Annotated in this window: 16 protein-coding genes and 3 pseudogenes; 5 read left to right on the forward strand and 14 right to left on the reverse strand. The window is 70.3% G+C overall.

Translation table 11 applies throughout. From position 1 onward, the window contains the following. Positions 1 to 247: 247 nt before the first annotated feature. The 6 genes from ABZ624_RS38645 to ABZ624_RS38670 all read right to left on the reverse strand — a co-directional run bounded on the left by ABZ624_RS38645 (position 248) and on the right by ABZ624_RS38670 (position 6,901). A complete protein-coding gene (locus ABZ624_RS38645) occupies positions 248 to 1,087 on the reverse strand; it encodes a shikimate dehydrogenase (RefSeq protein WP_360099572.1) in 840 nt (279 codons plus the stop codon). Positions 1,088 to 1,137: 50 nt separating this feature from the next. Then, positions 1,138 to 2,802: an endolytic transglycosylase MltG gene (gene mltG / locus ABZ624_RS38650; protein ID WP_360099574.1), complete on the reverse strand. Its 1,665-nt coding sequence runs from the start codon at positions 2,800 to 2,802 to the stop codon at positions 1,138 to 1,140. Positions 2,803 to 2,928: 126 nt separating this feature from the next. After that, positions 2,929 to 3,393, reverse strand: coding sequence for a Holliday junction resolvase RuvX (gene ruvX / locus ABZ624_RS38655; protein ID WP_053661845.1), 465 nt, complete (start codon positions 3,391 to 3,393; stop codon positions 2,929 to 2,931). 25 nt (positions 3,394 to 3,418) lie between these two features. Next, a complete protein-coding gene (gene alaS / locus ABZ624_RS38660) occupies positions 3,419 to 6,091 on the reverse strand; it encodes an alanine--tRNA ligase (protein WP_360099576.1) in 2,673 nt (890 codons plus the stop codon). Beyond that, on the reverse strand, positions 6,091 to 6,450 hold the full coding sequence (locus tag ABZ624_RS38665) for a hypothetical protein (RefSeq protein ID WP_360099578.1): 360 nt from the start codon (positions 6,448 to 6,450) through the stop codon (positions 6,091 to 6,093). Before ABZ624_RS38665 ends, alaS begins: the two co-directional genes overlap by 1 nt. A gap of 16 nt (positions 6,451 to 6,466) precedes the next feature. Further along, positions 6,467 to 6,901 (reverse strand): DUF948 domain-containing protein, encoded by a 435-nt coding sequence (locus tag ABZ624_RS38670; RefSeq protein ID WP_360099580.1) that lies wholly within the window; start codon positions 6,899 to 6,901, stop codon positions 6,467 to 6,469. Between the two features lie 153 nt (positions 6,902 to 7,054). Between ABZ624_RS38670 and ABZ624_RS38675 the strand changes: the two genes are divergently transcribed. After that, positions 7,055 to 9,304 (forward strand): AAA family ATPase, encoded by a 2,250-nt coding sequence (locus ABZ624_RS38675; RefSeq protein WP_360099582.1) that lies wholly within the window; start codon positions 7,055 to 7,057, stop codon positions 9,302 to 9,304. A gap of 176 nt (positions 9,305 to 9,480) precedes the next feature. Here ABZ624_RS38675 and rpsD read toward each other — a convergent pair whose 3' ends face one another. The 3 genes from rpsD to ABZ624_RS38690 all read right to left on the reverse strand — a co-directional run bounded on the left by rpsD (position 9,481) and on the right by ABZ624_RS38690 (position 12,457). Continuing rightward, positions 9,481 to 10,095, reverse strand: a complete 615-nt coding sequence (rpsD, locus tag ABZ624_RS38680; RefSeq protein ID WP_228618885.1) for a 30S ribosomal protein S4 — start codon at positions 10,093 to 10,095, stop codon at positions 9,481 to 9,483. 302 nt (positions 10,096 to 10,397) lie between these two features. Then, complete coding sequence (locus ABZ624_RS38685; protein ID WP_360099584.1) at positions 10,398 to 11,753, reverse strand: replication-associated recombination protein A; 1,356 nt, start codon at positions 11,751 to 11,753, stop codon at positions 10,398 to 10,400. Positions 11,754 to 11,800: 47 nt separating this feature from the next. Then, the gene (locus tag ABZ624_RS38690; RefSeq protein WP_360099586.1) at positions 11,801 to 12,457 is read right to left on the reverse strand and encodes a vitamin K epoxide reductase family protein; all 657 of its coding nucleotides are present in this window, start codon (positions 12,455 to 12,457) and stop codon (positions 11,801 to 11,803) included. A 145-nt stretch (positions 12,458 to 12,602) separates the two neighbouring features. Between ABZ624_RS38690 and ABZ624_RS38695 the strand changes: the two are divergent. Next, a pseudogene (locus ABZ624_RS38695) lies at positions 12,603 to 13,072 on the forward strand (ABC transporter ATP-binding protein); the annotation flags it as partial. After that, positions 13,072 to 13,248, forward strand: a pseudogene (locus ABZ624_RS38700) (ABC transporter permease); the annotation flags it as partial. The pseudogenes ABZ624_RS38695 and ABZ624_RS38700, both read left to right, overlap by 1 nt. 365 nt (positions 13,249 to 13,613) lie before the next feature. Here the strand turns inward: ABZ624_RS38700 and hisS are convergent. Together hisS and ABZ624_RS38710 are read right to left on the reverse strand one after the other, a co-directional pair. After that, positions 13,614 to 14,876: a histidine--tRNA ligase gene (gene hisS / locus ABZ624_RS38705; RefSeq protein ID WP_360099588.1), complete on the reverse strand. Its 1,263-nt coding sequence runs from the start codon at positions 14,874 to 14,876 to the stop codon at positions 13,614 to 13,616. Between the two features lie 12 nt (positions 14,877 to 14,888). Further along, complete coding sequence (locus ABZ624_RS38710; protein WP_360099590.1) at positions 14,889 to 15,596, reverse strand: MBL fold metallo-hydrolase; 708 nt, start codon at positions 15,594 to 15,596, stop codon at positions 14,889 to 14,891. A 168-nt stretch (positions 15,597 to 15,764) separates the two neighbouring features. Here ABZ624_RS38710 and ABZ624_RS38715 point away from each other — a divergent pair, with 168 nt between their 5' ends. Beyond that, positions 15,765 to 16,592, forward strand: a complete 828-nt coding sequence (locus tag ABZ624_RS38715; protein ID WP_360099592.1) for a peptidylprolyl isomerase — start codon at positions 15,765 to 15,767, stop codon at positions 16,590 to 16,592. Between the two features lie 155 nt (positions 16,593 to 16,747). Continuing rightward, a complete protein-coding gene (locus tag ABZ624_RS38720; protein ID WP_360099594.1) occupies positions 16,748 to 17,977 on the forward strand; it encodes a DUF349 domain-containing protein in 1,230 nt (409 codons plus the stop codon). A gap of 67 nt (positions 17,978 to 18,044) precedes the next feature. Here the strand turns inward: ABZ624_RS38720 and relA are convergent, their stop codons facing one another. The 3 genes and pseudogenes from relA to ABZ624_RS38735 form a co-directional block, all read right to left on the reverse strand. After that, positions 18,045 to 20,582: a GTP pyrophosphokinase gene (gene relA, locus ABZ624_RS38725; RefSeq protein WP_360099596.1), complete on the reverse strand. Its 2,538-nt coding sequence runs from the start codon at positions 20,580 to 20,582 to the stop codon at positions 18,045 to 18,047. A 668-nt stretch (positions 20,583 to 21,250) separates the two neighbouring features. Continuing rightward, positions 21,251 to 21,790, reverse strand: coding sequence for an adenine phosphoribosyltransferase (locus ABZ624_RS38730; RefSeq protein ID WP_360099598.1), 540 nt, complete (start codon positions 21,788 to 21,790; stop codon positions 21,251 to 21,253). Further along, positions 21,787 to 22,270: pseudogene (locus ABZ624_RS38735) on the reverse strand (protein translocase subunit SecF); the annotation flags it as partial. The pseudogene ABZ624_RS38735 and the gene ABZ624_RS38730, both read right to left, overlap by 4 nt.

A 22,270-nucleotide genomic window follows, 5' to 3' on the forward strand; every position in this document is an offset into this window, starting at 1 on the left:
CACGCCGGCGGGAAGACCCTCCAGCGTCGCGACAAGTGCCGGACCATGGGACTCCCCCGCGGTCAGCCAACGCAGCCTGCTCAACGGTGCTCCTCAGTGTTCGCGCCCGGTACTGCCCTGCGTACGCACATCCTCGCGTACGGCGACGGCGCGACCGGGTGCGCGACCCCGGCCCGCCACCTCCGATCCTCCCACGACCTGGCCGTTGTCCGGCCGCCGGTCCAGTAAACGGACGTCCGAGGGGCGTTCAGTGCGCGGCGAGCGCCTGCTCACCGGCGTGGCGCATGGCCTCCAGGGGCACCGGGGAGCGGCCGGTCATCTGCTCGACCTGGAGGACGGCCTGGTGGATCAGCAGGTCGAGCCCGCTGACCACGGCACCGCCGAACATGGACCAGCGGGCCGCCAGCTCGGTGGGCCAGGGGTCGTAGAGCACGTCGAAGAGGGTGGCGGGACGCTCGGGTACGGCGGCGGCGAGGGCGTCGGTGGTGCCGGCGGGGGTGGTGGCGATGACCAGCGGGGCATGCAGCGCCTGCGCGGCGTCCGTCCAGTCCGCCGTACGCACCACGACGTCGAGCCGTTCGCCCCACTGGCGCATCTCGGCGGCGCGGGCCTCGCTGCGGACGTAGGCGACGACCTCGCCGGTGCAGATCCGGGCCAGGGCGGCGAGCGCGGAGGAGGCGGTGGCGCCGGCGCCGAGGATCGCGGCGGAGTCGACCTGCTCGATGCCGTGCTCGCGCAGGGCGGCGACCATGCCGGGGATGTCGGTGTTGTCGCCGAGCCGGCGGCCGTCCTCGGTGAAGACGACCGTGTTGACCGCGTCGACGGAGGCGGCCGTCTCGCTGATCTCGTCCAGCAGCGGGATGACCGCACGCTTCAGCGGCATGGTCAGCGACAGCCCCGCCCACTCCGGCCCGAGCTTCTCGAAGAAGCCGGGCAGAGCGGCCTCGTCCAGCTCGAAGCGGTCGTACGACCACTCGGTGAGCCCCAGCTCGTCGTACGCGGCCCGGTGCAGCACCGGCGAGAGAGAGTGGCCGATGGGCTTACCGAGCACGGCGGCCCGGCGGGCGCCAACTACCTTCGATGCCATGGAACCCGTCCTTGAGCTTCTGTCGTCAGGCGAAGACTACCGACCCGACATCAGCTCTTTTTCCTCGACGCATTCCACTCGTTGACGAGCTTCTCGTGCTCCTCCAGCGTCTTGGTGAACTTGCTGGTCTTTCCGTCCATCGAGATGAAGTAGTACCAGCCGTCGTGCGTCGGGTCGAGCGCGCCCTTGAGCGCTTCCTCGCCGGGATTTCCGATGGGGCCGGGCGGCAGCCCCTTGGAGAAGTAGGTGTTGTACGGGTTGTTGTACTTGCGCAGCTCGGCGATGCTCAGGTCGATCTTGCTCTGGTTCTTCACGTAGTTGTACGTGGAGTCGAACTCCAGCCGCCCGTAGGTCTGCGGGTTGTCGGGTTCGAGGCGGTTGTAGACGACCTCCGCCATCTTGCGGAAATCGTCGTGGCTCGTGCCCTCGGCCTGCACCAGGCTCGCCACGGTGAGCAGCTGCCAGGGGCTGTCGAGGCCGAGCACCTTGGCCTTGTTCTCCAGGTCCAGCTCTTTGTACTCGGCGGTGGCCTGGGAGACCATCTCCTTGAGCACGGCCTCGGGCTTCTGGCCCTTGGTGACCGCGTAACTGGAAGGGTAGAGGAAGCCTTCCAGCGGGTCCTTCAGGTTCGCGTGGTCCAGCGCCCAGGCGGGCAACCCGAGGCTCTTGTAGTCCTTCTTCGCGACGCTCGCCGTGGTACCCGCCGCCACCCCGACGCGCTTGTCGATCAGGCTGTAGACCGCCGTGTTGCGAAGGCCCTCGGCGATGATCAGGTTGCTGCGGCTCTTCGGGCTGAGCATCAGTTCCACCGCGCTCGCGGCGGACATCCGTTTCTCCAGTGTGTAGACACCGTCCTGGAGTGTCTTGCCCTGAGGGTTCGCCTGCAGTGCGGACACGAACGCGGCCGCGCTCTCGACGACGCCCTCCTCCTTCAGCTTCTGGCCGATGTCCCATCCACCGGCGCCCTTGGGGATCTCGACCGTGACCTGCTCACCGTTTCCGGAGCCCGCGTAGTCCGCGGCCGGGGCGAAACGATTTTGGTAGAACTTGTAGCCGAAGTATCCGACGCCGCCGAGGCCTCCGCCGAACACCAGGCCGACCACCAGACAGGCGCAGCCGGTGCGGCGCTTCTGACCCTTCTTGGCGGGTTTCTTGCCTTTGCCGCGCCGCTCACGGCGGCTCTGGAGCTCATGCTCCTCACCGTCGTCGTCCTCACCGCCGCCTCCGGCGAAGAAGGGGTGCTCCTCCTCGGCGGGCGCGGTCTCCGGTTCCGGTTCGGCCTCGGGGCGCCGGTGACCGGGCGGCTGCGGTGGCGGGTAGGCGTGCTCGGTGCCGTAGAAGTCGGGCTGCTCCCCGCCGTAGGCGACGGGCTGCTGGCCGTAGGGGTCGCCGGGGTCGGCGGCGTACGGCGCCTGGCCGTGGGTGCCGGTCGCGTCCCAGCCGCCGTGGTGCTGGTACTGCTGCTGCTGGGCGTGGCCGGTGAACTGCTGCTGGCCCTGTTCGCCGTAGAACTGGTACTGCTCGTTGCCGTGACCGGACTGCTGCTCCTGGTTCCAGTCGCCGTACTGCGGCTGCTGCGGGTGGTGCTGCGGCTGGCCGCCGTAGGCAGGCTGCTGACCCGCGTGGGCCTGCTGCCCTTCCCATCCGCCGTCCCCGAACAACGGGTCCTGCGGATGCCACGGTTGGGAGCCTGGGCTCCGGCCATACTCAGTCATCGATCCCCTAGAGCCGCGAGGCCGACCGGTCACGTGGCCGGTGGGCCTCGCTTCCGTTCCGCCTCTTCTGCTGTGCGTCGGTTGTTCGAACACCGGCGCATCGCGCGGAACGTTACCGTATCGCGATCAGATGACCACTTCGACGCCCTCGCCGGGTGCTTTACCTGACACCCGTTCGGATTCGAGGGCCTGCTGCAGGATGATGACGGCTGCGGCCTGATCGATGACAGACCGGCCCTTCTTGGACTTCACCCCCGAGGCACGCAGTCCCTGACTGGCCGTCACGGTCGTCATCCGCTCGTCCACCAGGCGTACCGGCACCGGCTTGATGCCCTTGGCCAGCTCCTGGGCGAAGGCGCGGACCTTGACGGCGGCCGGGCCCTCGCCCCCCTTGAGGGAGCGAGGGAGGCCTACGACGACCTCGATCGGTTCGTACTCCTCCACCAGTTGCCGCAAACGGCGGTGGGCGGCGGGGACGTCCCGGCCGGGGACGGTCTCCACCGGTGTGGCGAGGATCCCATCGGGGTCGCACGAGGCGACCCCGATACGGGCGTCCCCGACGTCGATCGCAAGTCGACGTCCTCTGCGCATGTCCGACCGCTTCCTTACTCAGCCGTCACTTGGCGGTCTCGGCGACGAGACGCTCGACGGCTTCGACGGCCTCGCCGACGGCGGCCGGGTTCTGGCCGCCGCCCTGGGCGACGTCCGGCTTGCCGCCACCGCCGCCACCGAGGGTCTTGGCGGCGGTACGGACCAGGTCACCGGCCTTGAGGCCGCGCTCGCGGGCGGCGTCGTTGGTGGCGATGACCGTGAGCGGCTTGCCGTTGTTGACCGTGAAGAGGGCGACCACGGCGGCCCGGCCGCCCTGGATGCGGCCACGCACGTCGAGGACCAGCTTGCGCAGGTCGTCGGGGGTGGTGCCGTCCGGGACCTGGCCGGTCACCACGGCCACGCCGCGTACGTCCTTGGCGGACTCGGCGAGACCGGCGGCGGCCTGCAGGACCTTCTCGGCGCGGAACTTCTCGATCTCCTTCTCGGCGTCCTTCAGCTTGCCGAGCATCGAGGAGACCTTCTCCGGCAGCTCCTCCGGGCGGCCCTTGAGCAGCTCGGTGAGCTGGTTGACAACCGTGTGCTCGCGGGCGAGGAAGGTGTAGGCGTCCACGCCGACCAGGGCCTCGATGCGGCGGACACCGGAGCCGATGGAGGACTCGCCGAGCAGCTTCACCAGGCCCAGCTGGGCGGTGTTGTGGACGTGCGTGCCGCCGCACAGCTCCTTGGAGAAGTCGCCGATGGTGACCACGCGGACCCGCTCGCCGTACTTCTCGCCGAACTCGGCGATGGCGCCCTGCTTCTTGGCCTCGTCGATGCCCATGACCTCGGCGTGCACGTCCAGGTCGCGGGCGAGCACCTCGTTGATCTTCTGCTCGACGTCGGTCATCACGGCCGTCGGGACGGCGGACGGGGAGCCGAAGTCGAAGCGGAAGCGGCCGGGCTGGTTCTCGGAACCGGCCTGGGCGGCCGTCGGGCCGAGGGCGTCGCGCAGGGCCTGGTGGGTCAGGTGGGTGGCCGAGTGGGCGCGGGCGATGGCCTTGCGGCGGCGGGAGTCGATGGAGGCGTGGGCCTTGGCGCCGACGGTCACCTCGCCGACCTGGACGACGCCCTTGTGGACGTACACGCCCGGGACCGGCTTCTGGCAGTCGCGGATCTCGATGACGGCGCCGGTGTCGACCTTGATCTTGCCGGTGTCGCCGATCTGGCCGCCGCCCTCGGCGTAGAACGGGGTGCGGTCGAGGACGATCTCGACCTCGTCGCCCTCGGTGGCGGCCGGGGAGGAGACACCGTCGACCAGGATGCCGACGATCGTGGTCTCGCCCTCGGTGTCGCTGTAGCCGATGAAGTCGGTGGCACCGGCGCTGTCGGCGATCTCCCGGTAGGCGCCCATGTCGGCGTGGCCGGTCTTCTTGGCCTGGGCGTCGGCCTTGGCGCGCTCCCGCTGCTCCTTCATCAGGCGGCGGAAGCCGTCCTCGTCCACGGAGAGGCCCTGCTCGGCGGCCATCTCCAGGGTGAGGTCGATCGGGAAGCCCCAGGTGTCGTGGAGCAGGAACGCCTTGTCGCCGGGCAGGACGGTGGAGCCGGACTGCTTGGTCTCGGTGACGGCGGTGTCGAGGATGTTGGTGCCGGCCTTCAGCGTCTTGAGGAAGGCGTTCTCCTCGGCGAGGGCGACCTTCTCGATGCGCTCGCGGTCGGTGATCAGCTCGGGGTACTGCTGGCCCATCATGCCGATGACGACCTCGATCAGGTCCTTGACGACCGGACCGGTGGCGCCGAGCAGGCGCATGTTGCGGATGGCGCGGCGCATGATCCGGCGCAGGACGTAGCCACGGCCCTCGTTGCCGGGGGTGACGCCGTCGCCGATGAGCATGGTGGCCGTACGCATGTGGTCGGTGACCACGCGCAGGGACACGTCGGAGGCGTGGGCGTCGCCGTAGCGGACGCCGGTCAGCTCGGTGGCCTTCTCGATGACGGCCATCGAGGTGTCGATCTCGTACATGTTCTGCACGCCCTGCAGAATCATGGCGAGCCGCTCCAGGCCGAGGCCCGTGTCGATGTTCTTGCTCGGCAGGTCCCCGAGGATCTCGAAGTTGTCCTTGCCGATGCCCTCGCCACGCTCGTACTGCATGAAGACGAGGTTCCAGATCTCCACGTAGCGCTCGTCGTTGACGGCGGGGCCGCCCTCGACGCCGAACTCGGGGCCGCGGTCGTAGTTGATCTCGGAGCAGGGGCCGCAGGGTCCGGGGACGCCCATGGACCAGTAGTTGTCCTTCATACCGAGGCGCTGGATGCGCTCCTTCGGCACGCCGACGACCTCGTGCCAGATGCGCTCGGCCTCGTCGTCGTCCTTGTAGACCGTGATCCACAGACGCTCCGGCTCAAGGCCGTAACCACCCTTGTCCTGGGGCGTGGTGAGCAGCTCCCAGGCGTACTTGATGGCACCTTCCTTGAAGTAGTCGCCGAAGGAGAAGTTGCCGCACATCTGGAAGAACGTGCCGTGACGTGTGGTCTTGCCGACCTCTTCGATGTCCGGCGTGCGCACGCACTTCTGCACGCTGGTGGCGCGCGGGAACGGCGGCTTGACCTCACCCAGGAAGTAGGGCTTGAAGGGCACCATGCCGGCGGGGACGAGGAGCAGAGTCGGGTCGTCCGCGATGAGCGACGCCGAAGGGACGACGGTGTGCCCGCGCTCCTCGAAGAAGCTCAGCCAGCGGCGGCGAATCTCGGCCGACTCCATCAGTGGTCCTCATTCCGGTTGTACGAGTACATCGGGGCTTCGATGTACTTCGGTGTGCTGCGGTTGTTGCTGCGGTCGGCCTCGATGGCGGCGTGCCGCCGGGCTGCGGGGAGTTCGGGGTCCTCGTGGATCCCGAGGGCCTCCTCCAGCTCGGCCTCCCGCTGGGCCATGTTGTCGCGGACGTCGAGCGCGAAGCCCACCGCGCGGTCCTTGAGCCGCTGACCGGTCTCCAGCGCCTTGTTCGCCGCGGTGGCGGCGAGGCTCTCCGGGGTCAGCTGCTTCAGCTTGCGGTTGACCTTGGTGGTGGCCCACACACCGGCGGCGACACCGGTGGTGAACCAGAACGTACGACGGAACATCGCTCGGTCTCAGTCCTTACTTCCGCTTGCGTCGTGCGGCGGGAACCGTGCGGCCCACGATCACGGTACGCCGGGGCGCCTTCGCGGGCACGTCCTCCTTGCGGCCGCCCAGCGCCCGGCGGACGCCGTAGCCGAAGGCCGCGATCTTGACCAACGGGCCGCCGAAGGTGGAGGCGACGGTGGTCGACAGCGCGGAGGCGTTCGACGTGACCTCCTGGACGTCGGAGGCGATCGCGTCGACGCGGTCGATCTGGGTCTGTGCGGAGCGCACCGCCTGGGAGGCGTCGGCGAGCAGCGGGACGGCCTGGTCGGTCACGTCCGCCACGAGCTTGGTCGTCGCCTTGAGCGTCTGGGCCAGCCTCGCGAGAGCCACCGCGAGGAAGGAGACCAGGATCGCCCAGAAGACGGCCACCAGGATCCCGGCCACCTCTCCACCGGACACTGTGCGCACCCGCTCCCTGAAACGTGCCTCACCATCGAAAAGTCGAGTCCGAGCCTATCGCGCCGGGGCCGGGGCTCCGTACCGGATTACCCGGGGCGGCCGGGGCGGAGTTGCGGGAAGCGACTGTACGCAGTGAACACACTTCAGTACGCTCCGTGTCCCATGCGAGGTCCTCAGCGCCCAGAGCCCTTCTCCGACGGTGAACCACCCCTGGAACTGACGACGTTCGTCGGGCGCTCGGCCGAACTCGCCGGGCTGACCAGCGCCCTCGGCCAGGCCCGGCTGGTGACCGTCACCGGGGTCGGTGGCGTCGGCAAGTCCCGGCTGGCCGCGCGGGTCGCCGCCGGGTGGGAGTCGGGGTCCGGGCGGGTGGAGCTGGCGCCGGTGCGCGATCCGCAGTTCGTGGAGTACGCGGTCGCGGAGGCGCTGGGCCTGACCGACCACACCGCCAGGCCGCCCCGGCAGACGCTGCTGGAACATCTCGCCGGCCGCCCGGCCCTGCTGGTGCTGGACGGGTTCGAGCATCTGGTGGAGGCCTGTGCCGAGCTGACGGCCGACCTGCTGCGGAGGCTGCCGCGGCTGCGCGTGCTCGCCGTGGGCCGGCGCCCGCTGGGGCTGGCGGGCGAGCGGCTGCTCCCGCTGGCGCCGTTCGGTGAGGACGAGGCGGTGGAGTTGTTCACCGACCGGGCCCGGGAGCAGGGCCTCGAGGTGTCCGACGGCGCCGAGGTGCGGGAGCTGTGCCGGCGTCTGGACGGGATTCCGCTGGCGCTGGAGCTGGCCGCCGGGCGGCTGGGGGCGCTGTCCCCGGCGGAGCTGCTGCAGCGGCTGGACGACCGGTTCCGGTTGCTGACGTCGGGGTCCGGGTCGCCTTCCGTTCCGGGGGGACCTCCGGCCCGCCACCAGACGCTGCGTACGGCGATCGGCTGGAGCCACGAGCTGTGCACGCCCGCCGAGCGGCTGCTGTGGGCGCGGCTGTCGGTGTTCGCGCAGACCTTCGACCTGGAGGCGGCCGAGTACGTGTGCAGCGGGGACGGGCTGCCCGCCGAGGACGTCCTGGACGTGCTCTCGCAGCTGCTGGCCCAGTCGGTCGTCACCCGCGAGGAGACACCGGCCGGCTCCCGCTACCGGATGCTCGACACCGTGCGGGCCTACGGCGCCGACTGGCTGGAGGGGATCGGGGACGCGGGGCGGCTGCGCAGGCGGCACCGGGACTGGTACCTGGGCCTGGCGACCTCGTGCGAGCTGGACTGGTTCTCGCCCCGGCAGGGCGAGGTCGCCGCGCGGGTCGAGGCGGAGCTGCCCAATCTGCGGGCGGCCATCGAGTGCTGTCTGACGGAGCCGGAGGAAGTCCATCTCGGCCAGTACCTGGCCGGGTCCCTGTGGTTCTGCTGGGTCGGCTGCGGGCGGCTCGCGGAGGGCCGCCGCTGGCTGACGCGCTGCGTGGAGCTGGAGTCGGGGTACGAGCGGTCGCGGCTGAAGGCGCTGTGGGTGCTCGGCTATGTGGCGATCCTCCAGGGCGACACCGTGCCGGCCCTGGCGGCGCTGCAGGAGTGCCGGGAGCAGGCGGAGCGGGCGGCGGATCCGGCGGCGGTGGCGTACGCGGAGCACCGCACCGGCTGTCTGGCCCTGGTCACCGATGACATGGCCCGTGCGGAAACGCTGCTGCGGTCGGCGTTGCACCGCTACCAGGAGATCGGCGAACTCAACAGCAACGTGCTGATGGGCCAGGTGGAGCTGGCGATGACGCGGGCCTTCCAGGGGGACCTGCCGGACGCGGTGCGGCTGTGCGAGGACGTGCGCCGGGTGTGCGAGGACCATGGGGAGCGCTGGGCGCGTTCGTACGCGCTGTACGTGCTGGCGTACGCGGCCTGGCAGGACGGCGCCCAGGACAGGGCGCGGGAACTGCTCGCGGACTGCCTGCGCAACGCCCACGCCTTCCACGATCTGCTCGGCTCGGTGCTGTCCATGGAGTTGCTGGCGCTGGTGACGGCGGCCCGGGGCGAGCCGGCCGAGGCGGCGCTGCTCCAGGGGGCTGCGGGCCGGATCTGGCCGTCGGTGGGGCTGCCGCTGTTCGGCTCGGCGTACTACAACGCCCCGCACGAGCGCTGCGAGGCGATGGCGCGGCAGGCGCTGGGGGACGCGAGGTACGAGGAGTGCGTACGGGAGGGAGCCCGGCTGGACCGTGCGGCGGCCGTGACCCGTGCGCTGGGGCAGGGCGGGCTACGGCCGCTGGGCGCGGTGCCCGGTCCACGGGGGCCGGTGCCGCAGGACGGCGGCGCGAGCGGCCGGGGCACGGGCCCCGGCGAGGGCGGAGAAACCGCTGATCAGACCTCCGGGTCCGCGCCAGACGGTGCCACCGGGCGGGGAAGCCGCCCCGGAGGCGGGCCACGAGAGACGCGGCGCGGCCGTTGAGGGCTGAACGGGCCGCAGAGGTGTCTGCCACGGCGGTCGGCCCCGCCGGCCCGAGCTGCCCGGGACAACCGCCGGGCCCACGGCGTGGGACGCCGGAAACGCAAACCCGCCGCCTCGCCCGTCCGGCAGGGCCGGACGGGGAGACGGCGGGCGGAGTGCCTACGCCGGGGCTGGGATCAGCGGGCGTAGTACTCGACGACGAGCTGCTCGTCGCAGATGACCGGAACTTCCTTGCGGTTCGGCTCGCGGTCCAGGCGGAATGCCAGGGCCTTGAGGTTCACCTGCAGGTAGCGCGGGGTCTCACCCTCGGGGGCGAAGCCACCCTCGCGGGCGATCTGGAAGAGCGTCTTGTCCTTGGAGCGGTCGCGGACCTGCACGACGTCGTCCGGGCGGACGCGGAAGGACGGCTTGTCGACCTTCTGGCCGTTGACCTGGATGTGGCCGTGGACGACCATCTGACGGGCCTGGTAGATGGTGCGGGCGATGCCCGAACGCAGGACCAGGGCGTCGAGACGGCGCTCGAGCTCCACGATCAGGGCCTCACCGGTCTTGCCCTGGACCTTGGACGCGCGCTCGTAGGCGCGGACCAGCTGGCGCTCGGAGATGTCGTACTGCGCGCGCAGACGCTGCTTCTCCAGCAGACGGACCTTGTAGTCCGAGTTCTGCTTGCGGCCACGGCCGTGCTCACCCGGCGGGTAGGGGCGGGCCTCGAAGTACTTGACGGCCTTCGGGGTCAGCGCGATGCCGAGGGCACGCGACTTCTTGACCTTGGGGCGGGACTGGTTCGCCACTGTCTCTATCTCGTTTCGTAGTGTTCGGCTCGTCAGGGTTAGGGAGGTCGCATCCGCAGCCGGGAAAACCCGCCGGGTCCCGAGGGACCTGCCGGGCAGCCGCTTCCCTGGTCTGGGCACATACATGCAGTACGCGAGTGGCCCACCGACCGCTCCCGGAACCCGGGTGGTGGTGGGCTGCCCGCGACACCGTTCGACGGTGCGCGACGCTCCTGGAGTCCATCCGGGGAGGATGGGGCTCCGGCTGGCTGTCCCGCTCTGACAGCACGGGACTCAGCACTTCGGGGAATTCTACAGGGCGCTCAGGACCGTCTGCGACCGAGGTGCTTCCTGGTCCACTCGACCGCGTCCGCGTAGCGCGCCTCGGCGCCGTGCCGGCTCGGGGCGTAGTACTCGCGGTCCTTCAGGGCGTCCGGTGCGTACTGCTGCTGGGCGATGCCCTCGGGCAGGTCGTGCGGGTAGACGTACCCCTGCGCGTGGCCGAGTTCGGCGGCGCCCTTGTAGTGCCCGTCACGCAGGTGCGGCGGGACCGGGCCGGCCAGGCCCTTGCGTACGTCCTCCATGGCGGCGCCGATCGCGGTGGTCGCCGCGTTGGACTTGGGGGCGAGCGCGAGGGCGATGGTGGCGTGGCTGAGGGTGAGGGCGGCCTCGGGGAAGCCGATCATGGCGACGGCCTGGGCCGCGGCGACCGCGATGGGCAGAGCGTGGGGATCGGCCAGGCCGATGTCCTCGCTGGCGGAGATCATCAGGCGGCGGGCGATGAAGCGGGGGTCCTCGCCGGCCTCGATCATGCGGGCCAGGTAGTGCAGGGCCGCGTCCACGTCGGAGCCCCTGATGGACTTGATGAGGGCGCTGGCGACGTCGTAGTGCTGGTCGCCGTCCCGGTCGTACTTCACCGCGGCCCGGTCGACCGTCTGTTCCAGCGTCTCCAGGCTGATCACGCTCTCGCCCTGGTCCAGGGCCGCTCCGGCGGCGGCCTCCAGGGCGGTCAGGGCCCGGCGGGCGTCGCCGCCGGCGATGCGCAGCAGGTGTTCCTCGGTGTCCCCGGGGAGGGTGACGGCGGCCTTCAGGCCGCGCTCGTCGGTCAGGGCGCGTTTGAGGAGGCCCCTGATGTCGTCCCCGGTGAGGGGTTCGAGGGTCAGCAGGAGCGAACGGGACAGCAGGGGCGAGATCACCGAGAAGTACGGGTTCTCGGTGGTGGCGGCGATCAGGGTCACCCAGCGGTTCTCGACCGCGGGGAGCAGGGAGTCCTGCTGGGCCTTGCTGAAGCGGTGGATCTCGTCCAGGAAGAGGACGGTCTCCTTGCCGAAGCCGCCGGTGGCGCGGCGGGCGCCGTCGATGACCGCGCGGACCTCCTTGACGCCCGCGGTGATCGCGGACAGCTCCACGAACCGCTTGTTCGTCGCCTTGGAGACCACGTACGCGAGGGTGGTCTTGCCGGTGCCGGGCGGGCCCCAGAGGATCACCGAGGAGGGTCCGGCGGGTCCGCCGGAGCCCTCGCCGACCAGCCGGCGCAGCGGGGAGCCGGGCTTGAGCAGATGCTGCTGGCCCACGACCTCGTCGAGGGTCCGCGGGCGCATGCGCACCGCCAGGGGACTCGCTGCCGGGTCCTTCTCCTGGCGTTCTTCTGCTGCGGCGGTGAACAGGTCGGGTTCCACGTCCCACACAGTAATTCACCGCACTGACAACGCGGCCGGGCCGGGGTTCAGGCCCAGAGCTGGCTGCCCCAGCGGGTCAGGATCAGCATGGCGATGACGCCGCAGTGGGTGACCGGGACGACCCAGGTGAACTCGGCGAGGAACCGCTTCAGCCAGCCCGGCCCGGGCAGGAAGCCGTTGCGGACGTTGAACGAGGTCACGTACCAGAACATGGTGATCGTGGCGACCCAGGCCAGCGAGCACCACAGGCACAGCGCGTTGATCTCGTACAGGGACTGGTACTGCAGCCAGGTGACGAAACAGACGCCGAAGAGCGTGCCGAAGTTGAAGGTCAGCCAGTACCAGCGGGGGAAGCGGGCGCGGCCCAGCAGACTCATGCCGACGCAGATGACGATGCCGTAGCAGACCAGGCCGAGCCAGGGGTTCGGGAAGCCGAAGGCGGCCGCCTGCTTGCTCTCCATGACGCTGCCGCAGGACACGATCGGGTTGACGCTGCACCCGGGGGTGAACGTCTTCCCGGCGATCTTCGCTTCGAGGATCTTGTGCTTGTCGAGCGTGATGACCCAGGCGGCCAGCAGTCCCGCCGCTCCGGTGATCACCAGGAGGAGGGCGAAGGCACGGCTGCCGCCCACCGTGCGCGGGCCGTCGGCGGCACGCTCGGGACCGGACTCCGTCGAGACGTCGTTGACTGTCGTCTTGCTCATCACGCCGATTCCGTCATTTGAGAGTTGGACCATCTTCGGGCACAGCTCATTGTGCCGCACCCACGCGCGTGTCCACCGTTGGAAGGACATAAGGAGGTACGCACGGTGGTCACGGATCGTTCGGTTCCGGCCGATGCTCGGAGGCATGACAGCACACGCGAACGAACTCGCGGTGAACGTCCGGGGGCTGCGCAAGCGGTACGGGGGCGTCACCGCGGTGGACGGCCTCGACCTCGGCATCCGGCGCGGTGACGTGTTCGGCCTGCTCGGACCCAACGGCGCGGGCAAGAGCACGACGGTGGAGATCCTTCCGGGCAACCGGTCACGGGACGGGGGCGAGTGTCCGTCCTCGGCGCGGATCCGGCGACGGGCACGCGCGCGTGGAGGCCCCGTGTCGGAATCGTCTGGCAGGACGAATCGGCACCCGCCGAGTTGACGGTGGGCGAGACGGTACGGCACTTCGCCCACTGCTACCCGCGTCCGCGCGACCCACAGGAGGTCATCCGCCTGGTAGGCCTGGAAACAGAGGTGAACAGCCGGGTCAAGGCCCTCTCCGGCGGCCAGCGGCGCCGCCTCGACGTGGCGCTCGGCGTGATCGGCGATCCCGAACTGCTGTGGCGTCCGGGATCATGTCGACGAGCTTCCGGTCGCTCGGCATCTCGATCGCGGTCGAGCGGGACGAGAAGGTGCTGCGGCGGCTGCACGGCACACCGACGCCGCCCGCGGCCTACTTCCTGGGCAAGATCTGGCCGGTTCTGTTCACCGGCGTCCTGGAGACCGCGATCCTGCTGACGGGGGAGGGACTGCGCGCCATGCTGAGCGCCGAACCGGATCTTGACGTGGTCGGCGACGCGGCCAGCGGGCCGCAGGCGGAGGCGCCGGTTCCTGGTGGACCAGCTGCGGACCAGGCCGGAACGCCCCCGGCTGTCGGAGTGGGAGACGGCGGTACTGCGGCTGCGGCGGAGGGCTGCACGAACGCGGAGACAGGCCGGCGCCTGCACATCCGGGAGCCGACCGTGAAGACCCATCTGCTGCGGGCCTCCGCCGAGTTGGGAGTCGACGATCGCACAGCGGCCGTGACCCACGCCATGCGGTACGGCCCGCTGGAACAGCGCGAGGGCGCCGGGGTCGTCCCCGGCGCCCTCGCGTTGCCCGACTAGCCGAGCCGGGACTCCAGCTCCGCCACGATCTCGTTCACGCCGATCGCCGTCTGCTCGCCGGACTCCATGTCCTTGAGCTGCACGACGCCCTCGGCGAGGTCGCGTTCGCCCGCGACGATCGCGTACCGGGCGCCCGAGCGGTTGGCGTTCTTCATGGCACCCTTCAGGCCCTTGCCGCCGTACGCGAAGTCCGCCGCGATGCCGAGCTTGCGCAGCTCGGTGATCTTCGCGAACAGGATGCGGCGGGCCTCCTCGCCGAGCGGGACCGCGAAGACGCTGGTGGTCGAGGGGAGCTCCAGCTCGACACCCTCGGCCTCCAGGGCCAGTACCGTGCGGTCGACGCCCAGGGCCCAGCCGACGGACGGCAGCGCCGGGCCGCCGATCATCTCGGACAGGCCGTCGTAGCGGCCACCGCCGCCCACCGCCGACTGGGAGCCCAGACCGTCGTGCACGAACTCGAAGGTGGTGCGGGTGTAGTAGTCCAGGCCGCGCACCAGCTTCGGGTCGTCCTCGAAGGACACACCCGCCGCGGTGATCAGCTCGCGGACCTCCTCGTGGTACGCCTTGCACGCGTCGCACAGGTAGTCGCGCAGCAGCGGCACGCCGGTGAGCTGCTTCTGGACCGACTCGCGCTTGTCGTCGAGGACCCGGAGCGGATTGATGTCGACGCGGCCGCGCGTGTCCTCGTCCAGGTCCAGACCGCGAAGGAAGTCCTGCAGCGCGGCCCGGTACACCGGCCGGCACTCCTTGTCGCCCAGGCTGTTGAGCAGGATGCGGAAGTTCCGCAGGCCGAGCGAGCGGTACGCCTGGTCGGCCAGGATGATCAGCTCGGCGTCGAGGGCCGGGTCCTCCGCGCCGATGGCCTCGGCGCCGACCTGGGAGAAGTGCCTGTACCGGCCCTTCTGCGGGCGCTCGTAGCGGTACTGCGAGCCCGAGTACCAGACCTTCACCGGGAGGTTGCCCGTCTTGTGCAGGTTGGCCTCCAGCACCGCGCGCAGCACGGGCGCGGTGGTCTCCGGACGCAGGGCCAGCCTGTCGCCGCCCTTCGTCTCGAAGACGTACATCTCCTTCGTCACGATGTCGGTGGACTCACCGACGCCGCGCGCGAACAGCTCCACGTTCTCGAAACCGGGCGTCTCGATATAGCCGTAGCCGGAGTTCCTGAGCGGCGCGGCGATCGCCTCACGGACGGCCAGGAACTTGGCGCTGTCCGGCGGCAGCAGGTCGTACGTGCCCTTGGGGGCCTTGAAAGTGCTCACGGAAATCTCTTGTCACATTCCTCGTCGGGGAGCCGGTGAGGCTGCCTGGCCGGCGGCCACCTGCCGCAGATAGGGATTGGTGGCGCGCTCCTGGCCGATGGTCGTCTGGGGGCCGTGGCCGGACAGCACCACGGTGGAGTCGTCGAGCGGCAGGCACACGCGGGCCAGCGACTCGAGCATGTCCGCCATGGATCCGCCCGGCAGGTCGGTGCGTCCGATGGAGCCGGCGAACAGCAGATCCCCGGAGAAGAACACCGGCGGGATGTCGGCGGTCTCGGGCATCCGGAAGGTCACCGACCCCTTGGTATGGCCCGGCGCGTGCGCGACGGAGAACTCGAGGCCCGCCAGTTCGAGGGTGGTGCCGTTGGTCAGCTCCCGGACGTCGTCCGGCTCCCCCACGGTCAGCTCGCCCATCAGCGGCATGCCGATGGACCGGCCGAGCGACTTCTCGGGGTCGCTCATCATGTACCGGTCCTCGGGGTGGATCCAGGCCGGTACGTCGTGTGCGCCGCACACCGGGACGACCGAGGCCACGTGGTCGATGTGGCCGTGGGTGAGGACGACGGCGACGGGCTTGAGCCGATGCTTCTTCAGTGCTTCCTCGACGCCTTCGGCGGCCTGGTGGCCGGGGTCGATGATCACGCACTCCTCACCGGCGGCGGGGGCGACGAGATAACAGTTCGTCCCCCAGGCCCCGGCGGGGAACCCGGCAATGAGCACGATCGTCCTTCGTTGTGTCGATACGGGTGACCACAAGCTGTGGTCCAGAGCCTACCGGCGCTGCCGTTTCCTCAGCGAACCCATATACGGTACGGGGCTACACACAGTGGTCGGCTCACGAGGACGCACGCGTACCGGTCGACACGACACGTATGAGGAGAGAACCCGGTGGTCAGCCAGGAGCAGCGGCGGCGTCAGCTCGCCCGGGAGAAGTTCTTGCGGCAGCAGCAGCGGCGCACCAGCGCGCGGCGCAGGGCCCGTGTGCGCAACTCCGCGATCGCGTCGGTGCTGGGCGTGATCGTGATCGGGACTGTCGCGCTGTACACGACCGATGTGCTGAAGGGCGGCGACGACAAGGCCAAGGCAGGCGCCGACACCACGCCCAGCGCGCCGCCGACCAGCAAGGCCCCGGACCCGTGCGCGAAGCCTGCGGCCGGCTCGGCGAAGAAGCTGAGCTGGAAGAAGGAGCCGGCGATGACGATCGACACGTCGGCGAAGTACACGATGAAGCTCGCGACGACGTGCGGTGACATCGACGTCGCGCTGAAGACGGCGGCAGCGCCCCACACCGTGAACTCGTTCGACTTCCTGGCGGGCAAGGGCTACTTCGACCACACCAAGTGCCACCGTCTGACCACGAGCGATATCTACGTGCTCCAGTGCGGCGACCCGCAGGGCACCGGCATGGGCGGGCCGGGCTACACGCTCCCGGACGAGAACCTGAAGGACAAGAGCCTGAAGGCCAACACGTACCCGGCGGGCACGGTGGCGATGGCCAACACCGGTCAGAAGCACACCGGCGGCAGCCAGTTCTTCCTGGTCTACAAGGACAGCCCGCTGCCGCCCCAGTACACCCCGTTCGGAACGGTCTCGGACGCCGGCATGAAGGTGCTGCAGAAGATCGCCGCCGCCGGCGCCCAGCCCGCCGACCCGACGCAGAACACCGCTCCGAACGCGACCGTGGTGATCAACAAGGCGACGGTGACGAAGTCCTGACCCTGCCCTGCTGGCCGAGACGGCCAACTGCGGAATTTCGGTCGCGCTGGATGCGGACACGCAACCCGCTGGTCGCCTATGTTGGCCGTGACGAAACTGTGGACGATGCCCGGGGGTGCTGAGGCCCCCCGCAGGCATCATGTGGAGGAGGCGCTGTGAGCAGCGACCCGTGGGGCCGCGTCGACGAGACGGGGACCGTGTACGTGCGTACGGCCGACGGCGAGCAGGTCGTCGGATCGTGGGCGGCCGGCTCCCCTGAGGAGGCGCTTGCCTACTTCGAGCGCAAGTACGAGGGCCTGGTTGTCGAGATCGGCCTCCTCGAGAAGCGAGTGCAGACCACCGACCTGTCGGCGAAGGACGCCCAGACCGCCATCGGCCACCTGCGCGAGCAGGTGGACGCGCACCACGCGGTCGGCGACCTGGACGCCTTGCGCAAGCGGCTGGACAAGCTCGTGGAGACGGTCGAGGCGCGCCGCGAGGAACGCAAGGCACAGCGGGCCCGGCAGTCCGACGAGGCCCGCAAGGCCAAGGAGGACCTGGTCACCGAGGCCGAGCAGCTGGCCCAGTCCGACCAGTGGCGGGCCGCCGGCGAGCGGCTGCGCGCGCTGGTGGACACCTGGAAGGGGCTGCCGCGGCTGGACCGCAAGTCCGACGACGAGCTGTGGCACCGCTTCTCGCACGCCCGGTCGGCGTTCTCCAAGCGGCGCAAGGCGCACTTCGCGCAGCTGGACGCGCAGCGTGAGGAGGCGCGCCGCATCAAGGAGCGGCTGGTCGCCGAGGCTGAGGCGCTGTCGGGTTCGACGGACTGGGGTCCGACGGCGGCGCAGTACCGCGAGCTGATGGGGCAGTGGAAGGCCGCGGGCCGCGCCCAGCGCGAGCACGAGGACGATCTGTGGAACCGCTTCCGCGGCGCTCAGGACGTGTTCTTCGCCGCCCGCAGCTCGGTGTTCGCCGAGCGGGACGCGGAGCAGTCGGAGAACCTGAAGCTGAAGGAGGAGCTGGCCGAGGAGGCCGAGAAGCTGCTCCCGATCGGCGATCTGAAGTCCGCGCGGGCAGCCTTCCGTTCGATCAACGAGCGCTGGGAGGCCATCGGGCATGTCCCGCGGGACGCGCGGCCGAAGGTCGAGGGCCGGATGCACGCGGTCGAGCGGGCGATCCAGGAGGCCGAGGAGGCCGAGTGGCGCCGGACGAACCCGGAGGCACGCGCGCGTGCCGAGGGGCTGACCGGTCAGCTGCAGGCCGCCGTGGACAAGCTGAAGGCGCAGATCGAGCAGGCTCGCGGGCAGGGCAACAACGCCAGGGCCGACAAGCTGGAGCGTGAGCTGGAGGGCCGCCAGGCGCTCCTGGACCAGGCTCTGAAGGGCCTGCAGGAGTTCGGCGGCTGAATTCCCCCCTCACCGCAGGCGAAAGGGCCCGTACGTGCGCACGTACGGGCCCTTTCGCCTGCGCGCCTTACGACCGGGTGCGTCCCGACGTCACGCGGTACACGTCGTACACACCCTCCACACCCCGTACGGCCTTCAGGACGTGGCCGAGGTGCTTCGGGTCGCCCATCTCGAAGGTGAACCGGGAGGTGGCCACCCGGTCCCGGGAGGTCTGGACGGCCGCCGAGAGGATGTTGACGTGCTGGTCGGACAGGACGCGGGTGACGTCCGACAGCAGACGCGAGCGGTCCAGCGCCTCGACCTGGATGGCGACCAGGAAGACCGAGGACTGGGTGGGCGCCCACTCGACGTCGAGGATGCGCTCCGGCTCACGGGACAGCGAGTCGACGTTCAGGCAGTCGCTGCGGTGAACCGATACGCCGCTGCCGCGTGTGACGAAGCCGATGATCGGGTCACCGGGTACGGGCGTACAGCAGCGGGCCAGCTTGACCCACACGTCGTCCACGCCCTTGACCACGACACCCGGGTCGGCGCTGGAGCGGCGCTTGCGGCCCCGGCCGCGCGTCGGCGGTACCGACTCGTCGATCTCCTCGGTGGCGGCCTCCTCGCCGCCGAGGGCCTGGACCAGCTTCTGCACGATGTTCTGTGCGGAGACATGGCCCTCGCCGATCGCCGCGTACAGCGCGGAGATGTCGGAGTAGCGCATCTCGTGCGCGAGCGTGACGAGGGAGTCGCCGGTCAGGATGCGCTGGATCGGCAGGTTCTGCTTGCGCATCGCCCGGACGATCGCGTCCTTGCCCTGCTCTATCGCCTCGTCCCGGCGCTCCTTGGAGAACCAGGCGCGGATCTTGTTGCGCGCCCGCGGTGACTTGACGAAGCCGAGCCAGTCGCGGGACGGCGCGGCGCCGGGCGCCTTGGAGGTGAAGACCTCCACCAGGTCGCCGTTGTCCAGGGTGGATTCGAGCGGTACGAGCCTGCCGTTGACCCGTGCTCCTATCGTGCGGTGGCCGACCTCCGTGTGGACGGCGTACGCGAAGTCCACCGGGGTGGCACCGGCCGGGAGCGCGATGACATCGCCCTTCGGCGTGAAGACGAAGACCTCGTTGCGGGACAGGTCGAAGCGCAGGGACTCCAGGAACTCGCCCGGGTCCTCGGTCTCCTTCTGCCAGTCCAGCAGCTGCCGCAGCCACGCCATGTCGTTGATGGCGTCCTTGTCCTTCGCGGACGTCTTCGGCGCGTCCGTACGGACCTTGGAGGCGCCGGCGACGGCCTCCTGCTTGTACTTCCAGTGGGCGGCGATGCCGTACTCGGCGCGGCGGTGCATGTCGAAGGTGCGGATCTGCAGCTCGACCGGCTTGCCGTTGGGTCCGATGACCGTCGTGTGCAGCGACTGGTACATGTTGAACTTGGGCATCGCGATGTAGTCCTTGAACCGGCCGGGGACCGGGTTCCATCGCGCGTGCACGGTGCCGAGGGCGGCGTAGCAGTCCCGGACGGTGTCGACCAGGACACGGATACCCACCAGGTCGTAGATCTCCGCGAAGTCGCGACCCCGCACGATCATCTTCTGGTAGACGCTGTAGTAGTGCTTCGGGCGGCCGGTGACGGTCGCCTTGATGCGGGCGGCCCGCAGATCGGCCTGGACCTCGTCGGTCACTATGGCGAGGTACTCGTCCCGCTTGGGCGCCCTCTCGGCGACGAGCCGCACGATCTCGTCGTACATCTTGGGGTAGAGGATCGCGAACGCGAGGTCCTCCAGCTCCCACTTGATGGTGTTCATGCCGAGCCGGTGGGCGAGCGGCGCGTAGATCTCCAGGGTCTCGCGCGCCTTCTTCTCCTGCTTCTCGCGCTTGAGGTACCGCATGGTGCGCATGTTGTGCAGGCGGTCGGCGAGCTTGATGACCAGGACGCGCGGGTCCTTGGCCATCGCTACGACCATCTTGCGCACGGTCTCGGCCTGCGCGGCCTCGCCGAACTTGACCTTGTCCAGCTTGGTCACGCCGTCGACGAGCAGGGCGACGGTGTCGCCGAAGTCGCGGCGCAGCTGGTCGAGGCCGTACTCGGTGTCCTCGACGGTGTCGTGCAGCAGCCCGGCCATGAGGGTGGCCGGGTCCATGCCGAGCTCGGCGAGGATGGTGGTGACGGCGAGCGGGTGCGTGATGTACGGGTCGCCGCTCTTGCGCTTCTGCCCGCGGTGCCAGCGTTCGGCGACCTGGTAGGCGCGCTCGATCTGCCGCAGGGTCGAGTTCTCGATCTTCGGATCGTTGCTGCGCACTATCCGCAGCAGCGGCTCGAGAACGGGGTTGTAGGGGTTCGCGCGCTGTACGCCGAGGCGGGCCAGGCGGGCTCGGACGCGGTTGGAGGAGCCGGTACGGGTGGGCTGGGTGGCGGGCTGGCGCACCACCGGCGGCTGCACCGGGCGCTCGGGTGGGACCGGCTTGGGACGCGAGGCCTCGGCAGCCTTTTCGACGGGCGCGGACTGGGCGTGCTCGATCGGCCCGCGGGTGTCGTTCTTCGCGTTGGACGCGTGGGGCGCGGGCTTCGCCGCGGCGGCCGAGGCGGACTCGGGCTTTGCGGCGGTCAGGTGCTGGGCCTCGTCTGGCAAGAGGGCTCCTCGTGCGCGATCCGGGTCCCCCGGTCAGGCTCCGGAGACCCCATGGTAGCGATCCTGCGGCTGGTCATCGCCTCCAGGCGGCCGTGAGAACCGTGTACCTGTGGAACACGGGAGGCTTCCGCCGGATTCCGGGTGGTGGAATCGGGGTGGTCGACGGGCGTGCGACGGGTGTCCTGCGAGTCGCCTCGACTGCGTCTTGGGCCCGTTCTGTCTCCCACCCCGCACCACCCGTGCCGCTCTCGTCGCCGGGCGCGGGTGGCCCTTGCGCCCCATGCGCTGGTGGCGCATCCGTCGGCCGCTCCAGGCGATGACGGTGCTGCCGGCGGTTGGGCGCCTGCGGCGTCGGCGCCTGCGGGAGGGGGCGAGGGCCCGGTGGTAGGGACACCGGCCGCCGGGGCGTCTGCGGGGGCGTCGATCGTGGTGGGGGTGCGCCGCGATGGGGGCCGGCCCGAGGCGGGGGCCGGCCGGGGGGCCGGCTACGGGCCGCGGGGCCCAGCCGGTGGCCGACGACGGGTGCGTGGCCGCCGACGGCGAGTGCCACACACGGGGGCCACGCGCGGGGGCCACGCGCAGCGGACAGCGCATGGCGCACGGGGGTGCGGGTGGGAAACACACAGCGGCCTACGGCGGAGCCGAGGCCGCTGTGTGCGTCGAGCGCGTCAGACCTGGAGCAGCGCCTCCAACGGCGCCGAGCCGAGCGCCGGCTCCAGGCGGGTCCGGCCGCCCAGGAAACCCAGCTCCATCAGCACCGCCAGGCCCGAGACCTCCGCGCCGGCGCGCTGGATGAGATGGATGGCCGCCTCGGCCGTACCACCCGTGGCCAGGACGTCGTCCACGATCAGCACCCGGTCACCGGAGGTCAGGTCCTCCGCGTGGACCTCGATCTCGGCGGAGCCGTACTCCAGGTCGTACGCCTGGCGCAGCGTCGCTCCGGGCAGCTTGCCCGCCTTGCGGACCGGGATGAAGCCGAGGCCCGCGCGGACGGCGACCGGGGCGCCGAGGATGAAGCCCCGGGCCTCCAGTCCGACGATCTTGGTCGCGCCGGTGTTCGTCGCGATCTCGGCCAGCGCGTCGGTGAGCGCCGTGAACGCGGCCGGGTCCGCGAGCAGCGGGGTGATGTCCTTGAACATCACGCCCGGCTCGGGGTAGTCGGCGACGTCACGGATGCGGCTGAGCAGCAGCTCCTGAATGTCGGTCATCGGCGCTTCCCGGAGGGTCGGCCGCGGCCCCGGTTGCGGGGGCCCACGACGGCGGGGGCGGTGTCGGCGGAGTCGTCGTCGGCACGGTCGGCCGCGAGGTTCTCCTCGGCGGCGGCCTGGGCGCGCTTGGCCAGGACCCGCTTGGTGAGGGCCTTCATCGCCGGTTCGCGCTCCTTGAGGTCGGCGACGAGCGGCGTGGCGATGAAGATCGACGAGTAGGCACCGGCCGCCAGGCCGACGAACAGCGACAGCGAGATGTCGTTCAGCGTGCCGGCGCCGAGGAAGCCACCGCCGATGAACAGCAGACCCGCGACCGGCAGCAGGGCGACGACCGTGGTGTTGATGGAGCGGACCAGGGTGCCGTTGATCGACTGGTTGGCGATGTCGCTGTAGGTGAAGCGGGTCTGCTTGGTGATGTCCTTCGTCTGCTCCTTGAGGCTGTCGAAGACGACGACCGTGTCGTAGAGCGAGTAACCGAGG

This window comes from Streptomyces sp. NPDC007205 (genome assembly GCF_040634095.1).
In the GTDB taxonomy this organism is placed as follows: Bacteria; Actinomycetota; Actinomycetes; order Streptomycetales; family Streptomycetaceae; genus Streptomyces.